The following is a 13,680-nucleotide window of genomic DNA, read 5'->3' as shown; positions in this document are numbered from 1 at the left end:
AGGGCAAGAAAGGCAAAAGAAGCCGCCGCAGCTGCAGCTGCCGCCGCTCAAGCCGAAGCTGAACCCGTAAAGAAGGAGGAAAACAATGGCTAAGACAACATTCTCGATGGGTGGCATCCACCCCAATGATTCCAAGATCGCGCGCGATTGCGCTATCGAGGTCCTGCCTCTTCCACAGACCGTGTATGTGTCAATGGCCCAGCATCTTGGCGCCCCGGCAAAGCCTGTCGTGGCGGTTGGTGACAAGGTGAAGGCCGGTCAGGTGATCGCGGAACCAGCTCCGCGCGCTCTTTCTGCATATGTACACAGCTCAGTGAGCGGTACCGTGAAGAGCATCGGTCCTCGCAAGGACATCGCCGGCAACAACCAGAACCATATCGAGATCCTCGTGGAGGGTGATGAGTGGGCAGAGGGCATCGACCTCAGCACCGACCTCGTCACTACCATCCCTACCGACAAGGCCGAGGTCCTCAAGAAGATTCAGATGGGTGGCGTAGTCGGCCTCGGCGGTGCGACCTTCCCTGCTCATGTGAAGCTCAACCCACCAGCAGGGAGCAAGGCTGAGTGCCTCATCCTCAATGGTGCGGAGTGCGAGCCTTTCCTTACCAGTGACAACCGAATCATGATCGAGCGCAGCAAGGAGATCGTCGTCGGTGCGGCCATCATGCAGATGGTTCTCGGCGGATGTCCATGCGTGATCGGCATCGAGGAGAACAAGCCTGAGGCTATCGCAGCCATGAACAAGGCTGTCTCTGAGCTCGGCTATCCTGGCATCTCGGTGATGGTGCTCATGAAGAAGTACCCACAGGGTGGTGAGAAGCAGCTCATCAACGCTGTGATGGGTCGCGAGGTCGGCAGCGGTGCGCTCCCTATCAGCGCAGGTGCAGTCGTACAGAACGTCGCTACCTCTCTCGCAGTATACGAGGCAGTTCAGAAGAACAAGCCTCTCGTGACCAACACCATGACCATCACAGGCGACTGTCTCCCGGTGGAGAAGCAGCACAACTACCTCTTCCGTATCGGTATGCCGCTCAGCTGGATTGCCGAGTACGCAGGTGGTGTCCCAGAGGGCGCAGCGAAGGTAGTGAGCGGCGGTCCTATGATGGGTAGGGCAATCGCGAACCTCGATGCATGTACCGTCAAGGGCTCGTCTTCTCTCCTCTATCTTTCTGAGAAGACTACCAAGAGGGCAGCGCAGAGCAACTGTATCCGTTGCGGCAAGTGCGCTGAGGCATGTCCTATGGGACTTGAGCCATTCCTCCTGAACAAGCTCGCGAAGAACGGAATGATGGATGAGCTCGAGGCAAACGCAGTACAGGATTGCATCTCATGCGGCAGCTGCCAGTTCACCTGCCCTGCATGCATTCCACTCCTTGATTCTATCAACATCGCCAAGGGCCAGGTGCTCGGCATCCTGCGTGCACGCGCAGCGGCAGCCAAGGCTGCAGCCGAGGCCGCAAAGGCATCACAGAAATAATCGGTAAGCTATGAACAAGTTATTGGTTTCACCATCACCTCATGTCCATACTTCAGTCTCTACCCAGAGCCTGATGAGGGACGTGGTGATCGCAATGCTTCCGGCAGCTCTGGTCTCTGTCCTCTTCTATGGATGGTCTGAGATCCTCATCCTTGCCGTCAGCGTAATATCATGTGTGGGACTTGAGTACCTTATCTCGAAGTTCCTTCTCAAGCGTCCGGCTACCATCTGCGACCTTTCTGCAGTGGTCACCGGCGTGCTCCTCGCACTCAACGTGCCTCCTACCTGCCCTTGGTGGGTGATCGTCATCGGCGCCATCTTCGCTATCGGCGTCGCAAAGATGACCTTCGGAGGTCTCGGACAGAACATGTTCAACCCTGCCATCGCAGGTCGTGTGTTCCTCCTTGTCTCTTTCCCTACCTACATGACCGACTGGACCGTCCCTGCAGGCTTCATCCATGCGACTGACGCCGTTTCGGGTGCGACTCTCCTCGGTGCTTATGCAGAGGGTGGCGTAGAGGCAATCAAGGGCATCAGCTATGTTCAGACCCTTTTCTATAACATCGGCGGTTCTGCAGGTGAGATTTCCGCATGCGCGCTTCTGCTCGGATTCGTATATCTCCTCGTCCGCAAGGTGATCCGTCCACACATCACCCTCAGCATCTGGGGTACCGTGGCTGTGGTGGCTCTCATCTTCTGGGCTTGCGCTCCTGCAAAGTATCCGGACCCAATCTTCGCACTTCTCACCGGTGGTGTGCTCCTCGGTTCCATCTTCATGGCTACCGACTATGTGACCAGCCCGATGAGCACGAAGGGCGGCATCATCTTCGGTGTCGGCATCGGTCTTCTCACCGTCCTTATCAGGTACTTCGGATCATATCCAGAGGGCGTCAGCTTCGCGATCCTTATCATGAACGCGACAGTTCCGCTCATCAACAAGTACTGTCACCAGAAAAAATACGGGAGGAAATAGGCTATGGCAGTGAAATCTACATTGAAGAACATGGCTCTTTGCCTTTCTGTGATCTGTCTGGTCTGCTCTGCACTCCTCGCAGGCGTGTATGTGCTCACCAAAGGTCCTATCGATGCGGCAGCTCTTGCTAAGACCAACGCGGCAATCGCCGAGGTCGTTCCTGCATTCGATTCGTATGAGGAGCTCAGCGTGGACATGGACGGCAGCAAATATCCTTACTATCAGGTTTCTGATGCTTCAGGAAAGGTTCTCGCACATGCGATCCAGTCTACGGTTTCCGGCTTCGGCGGCGCTCTCACCCTCATGGTGGGCGTGACTACCGACGGCGTGGTATACAACACTTCAGTCCTCAGCCACTCTGAGACTCCAGGTCTCGGCGCTAAGTGCACCGAGCCTAAGTTCCACGACCAGTTCGCTGGCTGGAACCCATCGGAGAAGACTCTCGTGGTAAAGAAGGACGGCGGTGACGTCGATGCTATCACAGCGTCTACCATCACCTCTCGCGCATATACTCTCGCGGTTGCAAATGCCGTGAAGGTATCCATGATCCTTAACGCAAACAATGGAGGACAGGACAATGAGTAAACTTCAGCTTATCACCAAAGGCCTCGTAAAGGAGAACCCTACCTTCGTGCTCCTTCTCGGTATGTGCCCTACATTGGCGACTACCACTTCGGCCATCAACGGTATGAGCATGGGTCTTGCGACCATGTTCGTGCTCATCCTTTCCAACATGACGATCTCGGCGATCGCACGCTTCATCCCTGACAAGGTCCGCATCCCTTCATACATCGTGGTGATCGCGACTTTCGTGACCTTGCTCCAGTTCCTCATGCAGGCGTTCGTTCCTTCGGTATATGAGACCCTCGGCCTCTTCATCCCGCTCATCGTCGTGAACTGTATCATCCTCGGCCGTGCTGAGGCTTTCGCAAACAAGAACAGCGTCGGTGACTCGGCTCTCGACGGTATCGGTATCGGACTCGGTTTCACCATGGCCCTTACCCTTCTCGGTCTGATCCGTGAGCTCCTCGGCAGCCTCTCGATCTTCGGATTCAAGCTTGCTCCGGTGGATGGTGCTCTCGCATTCGTGCTTGCTCCAGGTGCGTTCATCGCCCTCGCATACCTTATCGTAGTATTCAAGAAGCTTACAGATAAATAGTCATGGAATACATTCTCATCATCATTTCAGCGATATTCGTCAACAATATCCTGCTTTCCCAGTTCCTCGGCGTATGTCCGTTCCTGGGTGTGTCGAACAAGCTTGACACAGCTGTCGGAATGTCTGGTGCAGTGTGCTTCGTCATCACTCTCGCCACTATCGTGACTTTCCTCCTGAACAAGCTTCTTCTCCTTTGCCATGTCGAGTTCCTCCAGACCATCGCCTTCATCCTCGTGATCCCGGCGCTCGTACAGATGGTGGAGATCGTGCTCAAGAAGATCAGCCCTAGCCTCTATCAGGCTCTCGGTATCTTCCTTCCGCTCATCACTACCAACTGCGCGGTTCTCGGTGTGTCAATCAACGTCGTTACCAAGGAGTTCACTTTCGCCGGTGGTGCCCCTCACCTTTTCAACCTCGGTGAGGCTACCGTCTACGCGTTCGCGACTTCTCTCGGTTACGGTCTCGCAATGGTGCTCTTCGCTGGTCTCCGCGAGCAGATTTCCCTCAATGACGTGCCTAAGGCATTCAAGGGTATTCCTATCGCTCTCGTGACTGCCGGCATCCTCGCGATGGCATTCATGGGTTTCTCAGGAATGGTATAATCGCTGTTCGGCGCGATTGTTCGTTCGCGCGCGGCTCGGCTCGGCGCGGCTTGGCTCGGCTCGGTGCGGACGTAAAGCGCTGATCTGCAGCGTTTTGATATGAGGACGGCTCCCCGTTTGCGGGGAGCCGTCCTTCTGCTATATAGCTGATAGCCTGTGAGTTATGTTTTTTTAGAAGGCGTAGCGGACGGAGAGGGTAGGTATCAGTCCGTAGAAACCGTCCTGGTAGAAGTTCGCACTGTGATTTGCCTTGTAGAGGTGGCCGTCGTAGAAACGGTTGGTGCGGTTCGCAAAGTGGAGACCGACGATAGGGCGAAGATCGATCGAGAGCTGGAGTGGGAACCAGAAAGTGTACTCGATTCCGGCCTGAAGGGCGATTCCTGCCATGGCTCCGATTTCATTGATCCTCCTGTCGATGACGACCTTGTTGACGTCGTCGATGAAACTGTAGTTGACCTGATCGTTGACGTATCCTATGCTGAGACCGGCACCAGCGTATGCGGCCCACTGTCCGCGCACGCTCCACGCTGGGTCGCCGATGATGAAGTTCCATGTTGCTGTGCCCTTGAAGCCAGGCTGGCCGATGTAGTCGAGACCGATGGTGGCGTCAATGAATGAGTCAGAGATTGGGAGAGTGTGCTGGTATGAGAGTTCGGCAACGGGGCCGAGTCGGAGTCCGATTGCTCGTGGCTGTGCCGCAGCTATTGCAGAAATGGCGATGGCGGCGATGATGGTCGAGATTATTCTTCTGTACATAAGATCTTATTCTTTTGTCACTGCGAAGATATGAAACTTTCATATATAACAAAAATGGCCGCCCTTTCGAGGCAGCCATTCTATGATCGCTGGGTTAAACCCGGACTAGCTTAGAAAGCGTAGTGTACAGAGAGGGTAGGGATAGCACCGAAGATACCCTGCTTGTAGAAGTTGGTGTGTACCTTGTTGTCCTTTACGACAACCTCACCGTTGCTGACTGAATCCTTGTGCATATGAACGCCGATGCTAGGACGGAGGTCAAGAGAAAGCTGGAGTGGGAACCAGAAGGTGTATGAGAGGCCAACCTGAACAGGAACGCCGATCATGAAACCCTTCTCAAATCCTCTCTTTACCTCAACATTCTCGCCCTTTACTTTGCAGTTGCTGTAAACGACACCGGTGGTGATACCTGCACCTGCGTACCAAGCCCAGTCGCCACGGCTGGTCCAGTTTGGCTGTGCGAAGGTGAAGTTATAGAGTGCGCTGACCTTACCGCCGAGGTTGCCGATGAAGTCAAGACCTGCATTTACTTCGATGAAGTTTGGAGAGCCAAGATAGTGCTGGTAAGAAGCCTCTCCTCCAGAGTAACCGCCACGGATACCGATGGCCTTAGGCTGTGCGAATGCGCTGGTTGCAACTGCAACTGCGAGCACGATAACTGCGAAAAACTTTTTCATTCTTTTCTGATGTTAGGTTAATTTCAATCTTATTGTGACCTCGTAAGGTCATTGCAAAGGTATACAATTTCTTGAAATATGAAAAAAGAATGGTATCTTTGCGCCCGCCTTTAGGCATAAGCACCTATCAATGAGATTGTTGTATAAATACTTAACCTTACTCGCGCTGCTTTTTCCTATTTTTTATTCATGTTCTTTCTTTGGGAGGACAGATGAAGGTCGTGAGCAGAGCGATGTGGAGGCGTGGACCTGTCTTCCGGCCGAAGACACGACTTTGTTCTATCTCAGAGATAGCGTGTACCTGGCGCAGAGGAACGCGGCGATGATTGTCGTGGACAAGGCGAAGATGAAGCTTTCTGTGCTAAGCTTCCGTTCTGATACCCTGCTTTCGGTTCCGATTACGGCCGGCAGAGAGCTTGGAGACAAGCAGACTGATGCGGACGACCGCACGCCGGAGGGCGTATTCAGGGTGCGGAGCATTGAAAATTCATCGCAGTGGCCGCATACCCTTGCGGACGGAGTGAGCGTCGAGTATGATGCTTATGGACCGTTCTTCATACGCCTGGATTATCCTCCTGGACACAGGATAGGAATTCATGGCACCAAGCATCCGAATGAGATCGGACAGCGTACGTCCGAGGGTTGCGTGCGCGTACGTAATGAAGATATAAGGAGAATCGTGCGGCTTTCGTACATTGGTATGCCTGTCGTGATTCTGCCATCGACGGAGGATGTTTCGGCAAATGCTGAATATGCTGCGACTCTCAATGTGGAATAAATTGCAATTAATGGCGTAATAGTCTTTGACTTATGAAAAAAAGGCTATATATTTGCCGTTCGACTAAGAATAGTGTGTAATTTTATATAAACTAAACTATGAAAGTGTTGAAAAGTTTTATTTGTGTTGTGTGCGCGCTGACACTCAGTGCTTCAGCTTTCGCAAAGGTAAGTCCTAACGACGAGAACAGGGACGAGAACTGCAAGATCGTTCGTGGTCCATATCTCGCAAATGGTCTCTGGGACAATTGGTTCATCGGTGCTGACGCCGGTGCTAACATCTTCATGAACAAAGAGGCCGGTTATTCAGGCAAGTTTGCTCCGTATGCAGGTCTTTATGTAGGTAAGTGGATCGATCCTATGTTCGGTCTCCGCGTTGGTTACCAGGGCCTTCAGGGTAAGCAGGATGGTGCTGCTTCTGTGGGATCAACTGATCCTATGATTGCAAAGTATAGTTTCTGGTATGTGCATGGTGATTTCATGTGGAACTTCACCAATACCGTATGGGGTTACAAGGAGAAGAGGTTCTGGAATGTTGCACCTTATCTTCATGTTGGTGCCCTTCGCATCTTTAATGTGAGCGATCCTACTATGGGATATAATGGCAAACCTGAGAACAATGTCCATAAGTACGATAACGAGATTGGTTTCGGTGTTGGTCTCTTCAATACTCTCCGTCTTACCAAGAGGCTCCATGCAACTATCGACGTTCGCGAACTTATGTTCTCTGGTCGTTACCATGATTGGGAGGGCGGCGGAATCGCCAGCGACCTTTCTGTATCAGCAGGTCTCATGGTCAACCTCGGTAAGGTAGGTTGGGACCGTGGTGTCGCTAAGGATGACAACAACGAGGCTCTCGCAGCTCTCGCAGCAGCTCAGGCAGCACTTGCAGCTGCTCAGAAGGATAACGACAACCTCAAGAATCAGCTTGCTGACTGCCAGAAGCCAGTTGTCAACAACTCCGATACCGTATATGTAAAGCTTCCTCTCGGCGTGGCTCCTCTTACTCTCTTCTTCGACAGGGGTAGCTCTGATCTTACAGAGGTTGAGCAGAAGCATCTCTCATACTACTTCGAGACTGTAATCAAGAAGGATCCTGAGCGTGTATTCTACTTCACTGGTTCAGCTGATAAGTCAACCGGTACTCAGGAGATCAACGAGCGCCTCTCTAGGGAGCGTGTAGAGAAGACCATGAAGCTCCTCGTTGACAAGTATGGTATCTCTGAGGACAGGCTCAAGCTTAAGGATATCCTCATCATCGACAGCTTCGAGGATCCACAGCTCGACCGTTCAGTATTGATCGAACATTAATCTGATTTGAATTCGGAGACTGAAACCTGGTTTGCTGCCCGCACGAGGTGGTGTCAGGGACTCAAGGTCCGCGAGGAACTGAGAGCCTGCAATATAGAATGCTTCATCCCGACACGCGAGACTTTTCGCGAGAGAGGGGGCCGCAAGACCAGGACAGAAGTCCCCGTAATTCGAAACCTGATATTTCTACGCACCACAAAGCAGAGTGCCTTGGCCTTGGTTAACGGTCGTGGACTTCCGATGAGTTACATCATCGATCACAGTACACGAACCTTGCTCCAAGTACCGGACAAGCAGATGGATGATTTCATCCGTGTGATGGATCTTGATCCTGATGCACTTTGCGAGGATGACGTTCAGTTCATCCCTGGTGGTCGCGTGAGAGTCATAAAAGGGGACCTCGCCGGCGTTGAAGGCGAGGTCCTTTCTTTACCTAACAGGACCTATGTTTTTGTCAGCATAGGTAATTTGTTGCGAGCTAAAGTCCAGATTCCGAAGAGTTATCTGGAAATTTTATAACTTTGTCGACGATTCAATATTCCCCTATATGCCTGAATTCATTGACAAATACAAAACGGAGCGATTTGCCAGTACATGGATGGTTCTGGTGCTCGATCTGGTCGTGTCTGCCGTCGCCTCGATGTTTGCAGTCTTTGCTGTTCGCTTCTTCTCCGATCCGTTCGGCAGTCTTAAACACTTCGTCTATATCTGGACTGTCTTTGCGCTGATAGCTTCCTTTATCGGCTTCTTCCTGTGCAAGACTAGCAAGATAATCATCAGGCATAGTACATATCGTTCCATCGGTAACTTGGCTCTTGCTGTTATCGTGAAGGAAGCGATTCTTGTGATTCTGATCTTCGCCAGGGTATTCAAACACTATAATCTGAGTTCACTTACGATTGAGTGCGAGGTCGTCATGCTTGATGCACTTCTTTCCTTGTTCTCTCTCATCATGTTCCGAGTCATCATCATCGTGGCTTTCCAGAACATGAATGCAGATGACGTTGAGGCGAATGTGTCTAAACTCGGTGTCCTTGTGTATGGTGTGTCGAATAAGTCCGTAGCGATGGTTACGAGACTTGAGTACTCCCCGAATTACAACATCCTTGGATTTGTCACTTCTGACGAAGCCGTAGCCGGAAAGCTACTCCAGGACAGAAAAATATACCTCGTGAAAGACGCAGAGGCTCTTGGTGAGCTGAAGGCCCAGCTTGGTGCGCAGTGTGTTCTTTTCTCTACCGATGCGGATGCGCTTGGCGAGAAAGACGGACTTATCCCTATGTGCCTTGAGAAGGGTATCCATATTCTCAACTCTCCGCGTATCGATGACGTGACCTTCGGCAGCATGTCTCAACAGGCTATCCAGCAGGTTTCAAATCAGACCGACGATTATATACCGGACGGCATGAGCGATTTCGAGCGTATCCTCAAGCGTGCAGTCGACTGTGTGCTTGCTGCAGGTCTTTTGCTGGTGTTCTCTCCTCTCTTCCTTATCTGCTACATCGCAATCAAGATCGAGGACCATGGACCGGCAATCTACAAGCAGGAGCGTATCGGACGTTTCGGACGACCTTTCTGGATCTACAAGTTCCGTTCAATGCGTCTTGACGCGGAGAAGTTTGGACCGGCTCTCTATTCGGGTGACGACGATCCTCGCCTTACGAAGGTGGGTAAGTTCCTCCGTCAGCATCATCTTGATGAGCTCCCTCAGCTCTGGTGCGTATTTACCGGCAAGATGGCCTTCATCGGTTATCGTCCGGAGAGGAAGTTCTACATTGACCAGATCATGGAGCAGGATCCTCGTTACTACTATCTGTATCAGATCCGTCCAGGTGTCACTTCGTATGCTACCCTGTATAATGGCTACACAGATACTATCGAAAAGATGGTGCGCCGTCTCCAGTACGACCTCTACTATCTGCGCCATCGCAGCTGGTTCTTCGACATGAAGATACTCTGGATGACCTTCCAGTCAATCGCGTTTGGAAAGAAATTCTAGTTTCTCGATTTAACAAATTCACAAAATACATTCTTGATACCGCAGTAAAGGCTCCTTTGCTGCGGTAAGTTTTTGTATAACAATGATGATTTGCTAAATTTGTGATGAATCAGAGCCCGAAACGGCCTTGAAAGCGTTTTTTACTTGTCAACTTTTAGTGTTGAATTGTCCCGAATTCAGGTGATTTTCGGTACAGTCCAACGGCGAAGCTATATAATCTTTTGAAATGCAGGCGATAATTTTAGCAGCAGGAATGGGGAAACGACTTGGTGAATATACAAAGAACAACACCAAGTGTATGGTCCCGGTGAACGGAACTCCTTTGATTGACCGTGTCTTAGGCCAGTTATCCCATTTGGAACTTAACCGTGTCGTCATCGTTGTCGGTTATGAAGGGAAAAAGCTTATGGAGTACCTCGGGACCGAACATGATGGTCTGAAGATAGAGTACGTGAACAATCCTATCTATGACAAGACCAATAATATTTATTCCCTTGCTTTGGCTAAGGATAAAATGGTCGAGGATGACACGCTATTGATTGAATCAGATCTCATCTTTGACGATGGTATGTTCGATTTGCTATTGAACAATCCGTTCCCGAATCTAGCTCTAGTTGCCAAGTACGAAACATGGATGGACGGTACAATGGTGCGAATCGATGAAGAGAATAACATTGTCAATTTCGTCCCGAAAGCCGCATTCAACTATGCTGATGTCGATAAATACTACAAGACAGTCAACATATATAAGTTCTCAAAAGAGTTCAGCTCAACAAAATATGTCCCTTTTCTTGAGGCATATACTAAGTCTGTCGGTAACAATGAGTACTATGAGAATGTACTTCGCATTATCTCTTTCCTTAATTCCCATGATCTGAAGGCATTGCCTATAACGAATGAGAAATGGTATGAAATTGATGACAAACAGGATCTTGATATCGCTGAGGCTCTGTTCTCAGATCCTGAGGCCCTCTTAAAGAAGTATTATACCAGATATGGCGGTTTTTGGAGATTCCCACAGATGTTGGATTTCTGCTATCTCGTAAACCCATATTTCAGAAAATCGAAGATTATTGATGAGCTGGAGGCGAATTTCCGTACACTTCTTGGTGAGTATCCTTCTGGTATGAAAGTTAATACTCTTCTGGCAAGTAAATGTTGGGGTGTAAATGAAGACTACATTATCCCAGGAAATGGTGCAGCAGAGCTTATCAAGGCCTTGATGGAAAACGTTGACGGTACCATGGGTGTGATACGTCCTACATTCGAGGAGTACCCTAATCGCCTTGACGAGGACAAGGTCGTCGCTTATATCCCACAGAATCGCGACTTTCGATACAGTGTCGAGGATTTGATAAATTTCTTTACCAAGAATCCTGTAGAGAATCTCCTGCTCATCAATCCAGATAATCCTTCAGGTAACTTTATTCCTATAGATGATATTTGTAGGTTAGCGACTTGGTGTGAGGGTACAGGTATTCGACTTATAGTTGACGAGAGTTTTGTGGATTTCAGCGAGCAATGGGAAACATCATCTCTTCTTAACGACAGTTATCTCGAAGCATATCCTCATATGGCTGTCATGAAGTCAATCTCCAAGAGCTATGGCGTTCCTGGCCTACGTCTGGGTATTCTCGCAAGTGCGGATACGCAACTCATTTCGAGAATGAAGAAACAGGTCAGCATCTGGAACATCAATTCTTTTGCTGAGTTCTTCATGCAGATCTTTACGAAGTACGAGAAGGATTATAAGAGGGCTTGTGCCAAGTTTATAGATGTCAGAGCGTCTTTCGTCAAGAAACTGGAAACAATCCCGTATCTACATGTAATGCCGACTCAGGCCAATTTTGTTCTTTGTGAAGTGCAGGAGCCTTATACAGCAAACGGGATAGCCTTATTGCTTCTTAAGAATCATAATATACTTGTGAGCGCATGCAGCGCAAAGAAGGGTATCGCTTCTAATAGATATATCCGTTTGGCAGTCCGAAGTACAGACGATAACAATAGGTTGATTGAAGCACTTAAAACAATCCAGTAATGAAAGTCATTTCACATCAGTTTATACAGTCATTGGGCATCAGCCCTAAGGATTGCGTGGACTGGATATACGAGAGCTTTAACCAAAAAAATGAGTCGCAGTTGCCGGCAAAGATAAGTGTACACCCTGCCGATTATGACTTTTTTACGTCAATGCCTTGTCTTCTTAGACAGAACATGAATTCTGCTTATCGGTACTTTGGCGTAAAGGAAGTACACCGTATTGAAGGTGCTGTACCTTCTCTGGGCAGTGATATGCTGCTGTACGATGCAAATACAGGAAAGTTGCTTGCACTGGTTGACTGTGACTGGATTACAACCATGAGGACAGGGGCAGTGGCCGCAGTGTCAGCAAAGGCTCTGCGAAAAGAATGCGCTGATACTTATGGAATGGTTGGTTTAGGTAATACTGGACGCGCAACAATGCTCTGTATACTTGATTCAGAACCAGAAAAACAGTTTAAAGTAAAACTTCTTCGATATAAAGATCAGGCAGAACAGTTTATTGAGAGGTTCAAAGATTATAAGAATGTTGAGTTTGAGATTTTGGATGATATCAATGAGTTAGCTCGATCCGTGGATGTTTTCATAAGTTGCATCACCAGCGCTAATGGATTGCTTGTTGAGGATGAGCGTATGTTCCAGCCAGGCGTAACCGTCATACCAGTACATATGAGAGGCCTTCAGAATTGCGATATCACATTTGATCGCGTCTTTGGTGATGACACGGGTCATGTGCGTGGATTCAAGTATTTTTCTCAGTTCAAGGATTACAATGAAATTGGAGAAGTTCTTGCCGGTCGCGATCCAGGACGTAGATCTCAGGATCAGCGAATCATCGACTATAATTATGGGTTGGCTCTTCATGATGTCGTCTTTGCCAGCAAGATATACGAGATGGTCGCTAGTAATGAAGTCCCAGAGATTGATATTATAAAAGAGGTTGAGAAGTTCTGGGTGTAAACACGATGGAATCTAAACTGGTAACATATACTGAAGAAGTAAGATGCGGATATCGTGTCTCTTCTGAGACAAAAGCTCTATGGAGTATTCAGCTTCGAATGTTGAATGTTCTTCTGGACGTTTGTAGGAGAAATTCCCTCGGGATTTGGGCTGATAGCGGTACTCTGCTAGGTTGTATTCGTCACGGAGGGTATATACCATGGGATGATGACATAGACATGATTATGTTGAGAGAAGACTATGACAAACTGATTGGAATCGCTTCAAAAGAGATAAAACCACCGTATTTTCTTCAGTCAGCAGTCACCGAGAGGCATCCTTATCCGATTGGACATGCTCAGTTGCGAATGGATGGGACAGCCGCCATCTTGCCAGACGCTAAACGACATAGATATCATCAGGGTATATTCGTAGATATTTTTGTCCTAGACCGTATTCCTACGACAATAGAGGACATTGAAGTCTATTCTGATTCAATCAGCCATAAAAAGGCTGAGTTCCATGACGTATGCGTTCCTTTGAACTTCACGACAAAAGTATTCTCTTACATCACTAAATTAATTAAGCGTTTAGGTTGGAAAAAATACTATGCGGTATTCGAAAAGGAAATAACGCTCTACAAGGATTCTGGATCAAACCGTGTCGCAAACATATCTCTTACTCATGATGTAAAAAGGATGACGGCAAAAAGTTTTCCGATAGACTGGTATTCTGATACGATTCTGTTACCTTTTGAGAATATCATGATGCCTTGCCCGCGTCGCTACGACGATATTCTGAGGACTTTTTACGGAGATTATATGACTCCGGCTCAGGCCCCCACCATGCATGGCGGTTTTGCTGTGATTGATACTGAGCATACGTACAAGAAATATTTAAGGCAGTATCGCAGGCAGTATCGCAGGGAGGCCATAAGAGGCTTCTTGAGACATTAAATAATCACATGTTT

The 13,680-nt window shown here is 49.0% G+C and carries 14 protein-coding genes; 12 read left to right on the top strand and 2 right to left on the bottom strand.

From position 1 onward, the window contains the following. Positions 1-85: 85 nt before the first annotated feature. From rsxC to AC06ND_RS02810, 5 genes are read left to right on the top strand one after another with little or no spacing between them, the layout of a single operon-like run. Complete coding sequence (rsxC, locus tag AC06ND_RS02830) at positions 86-1,477, top strand: electron transport complex subunit RsxC (RefSeq protein WP_475677480.1); 1,392 nt, start codon at positions 86-88, stop codon at positions 1,475-1,477. Between the two features lie 10 nt (positions 1,478-1,487). Then, the gene (locus AC06ND_RS02825) at positions 1,488-2,450 is read left to right on the top strand and encodes an RnfABCDGE type electron transport complex subunit D (RefSeq protein WP_475677479.1); all 963 of its coding nucleotides are present in this window, start codon (positions 1,488-1,490) and stop codon (positions 2,448-2,450) included. 3 nt (positions 2,451-2,453) lie between these two features. Continuing rightward, complete coding sequence (locus AC06ND_RS02820; protein WP_475677478.1) at positions 2,454-3,035, top strand: RnfABCDGE type electron transport complex subunit G; 582 nt, start codon at positions 2,454-2,456, stop codon at positions 3,033-3,035. Next, positions 3,028-3,609, top strand: a complete 582-nt coding sequence (locus AC06ND_RS02815) for an RnfABCDGE type electron transport complex subunit E (RefSeq protein ID WP_475677477.1) — start codon at positions 3,028-3,030, stop codon at positions 3,607-3,609. The genes AC06ND_RS02820 and AC06ND_RS02815 overlap by 8 nt, the downstream gene beginning before the upstream one ends. Before the next feature lie 2 nt (positions 3,610-3,611). Next, positions 3,612-4,211, top strand: coding sequence for an electron transport complex protein RnfA (locus tag AC06ND_RS02810; RefSeq protein WP_475677476.1), 600 nt, complete (start codon positions 3,612-3,614; stop codon positions 4,209-4,211). 171 nt (positions 4,212-4,382) lie between these two features. Here the strand turns inward: AC06ND_RS02810 and AC06ND_RS02805 are convergent, their stop codons facing one another. Next, positions 4,383-4,967, bottom strand: a complete 585-nt coding sequence (locus tag AC06ND_RS02805) for a hypothetical protein (protein WP_475677475.1) — start codon at positions 4,965-4,967, stop codon at positions 4,383-4,385. 110 nt (positions 4,968-5,077) lie between these two features. After that, positions 5,078-5,644, bottom strand: coding sequence for a hypothetical protein (locus AC06ND_RS02800; protein ID WP_475677474.1), 567 nt, complete (start codon positions 5,642-5,644; stop codon positions 5,078-5,080). A gap of 274 nt (positions 5,645-5,918) precedes the next feature. Here AC06ND_RS02800 and AC06ND_RS02795 point away from each other — a divergent pair, with 274 nt between their 5' ends. From AC06ND_RS02795 to AC06ND_RS02765, 7 genes are all read left to right on the top strand, one after another. Further along, the gene (locus tag AC06ND_RS02795) at positions 5,919-6,422 is read left to right on the top strand and encodes a L,D-transpeptidase (RefSeq protein WP_475677473.1); all 504 of its coding nucleotides are present in this window, start codon (positions 5,919-5,921) and stop codon (positions 6,420-6,422) included. A 98-nt stretch (positions 6,423-6,520) separates the two neighbouring features. Beyond that, positions 6,521-7,732, top strand: a complete 1,212-nt coding sequence (locus AC06ND_RS02790) for an OmpA family protein (RefSeq protein ID WP_475677472.1) — start codon at positions 6,521-6,523, stop codon at positions 7,730-7,732. A 6-nt stretch (positions 7,733-7,738) separates the two neighbouring features. Then, on the top strand, positions 7,739-8,251 hold the full coding sequence (locus tag AC06ND_RS02785; RefSeq protein ID WP_475677471.1) for a UpxY family transcription antiterminator: 513 nt from the start codon (positions 7,739-7,741) through the stop codon (positions 8,249-8,251). Between the two features lie 826 nt (positions 8,252-9,077). After that, positions 9,078-9,731, top strand: a complete 654-nt coding sequence (locus AC06ND_RS02780) for a sugar transferase (RefSeq protein WP_475677482.1) — start codon at positions 9,078-9,080, stop codon at positions 9,729-9,731. Between the two features lie 226 nt (positions 9,732-9,957). After that, positions 9,958-11,769 (top strand): aminotransferase class I/II-fold pyridoxal phosphate-dependent enzyme, encoded by a 1,812-nt coding sequence (locus AC06ND_RS02775; RefSeq protein ID WP_475677470.1) that lies wholly within the window; start codon positions 9,958-9,960, stop codon positions 11,767-11,769. Further along, positions 11,769-12,731: an ornithine cyclodeaminase gene (locus AC06ND_RS02770; protein WP_475677469.1), complete on the top strand. Its 963-nt coding sequence runs from the start codon at positions 11,769-11,771 to the stop codon at positions 12,729-12,731. Before AC06ND_RS02775 ends, AC06ND_RS02770 begins: the two co-directional genes overlap by 1 nt. 5 nt (positions 12,732-12,736) lie before the next feature. After that, the gene (locus tag AC06ND_RS02765; protein ID WP_475677468.1) at positions 12,737-13,666 is read left to right on the top strand and encodes a LicD family protein; all 930 of its coding nucleotides are present in this window, start codon (positions 12,737-12,739) and stop codon (positions 13,664-13,666) included. The last annotated feature ends 14 nt before the right edge of the window (positions 13,667-13,680 follow it).

The sequence above is a fragment of the Candidatus Cryptobacteroides sp. genome (genome assembly GCF_056207615.1).
The sequence above is the reverse complement of the archived record's forward strand: the minus strand, read 5'-3'. Positions and strand labels throughout refer to the sequence as shown.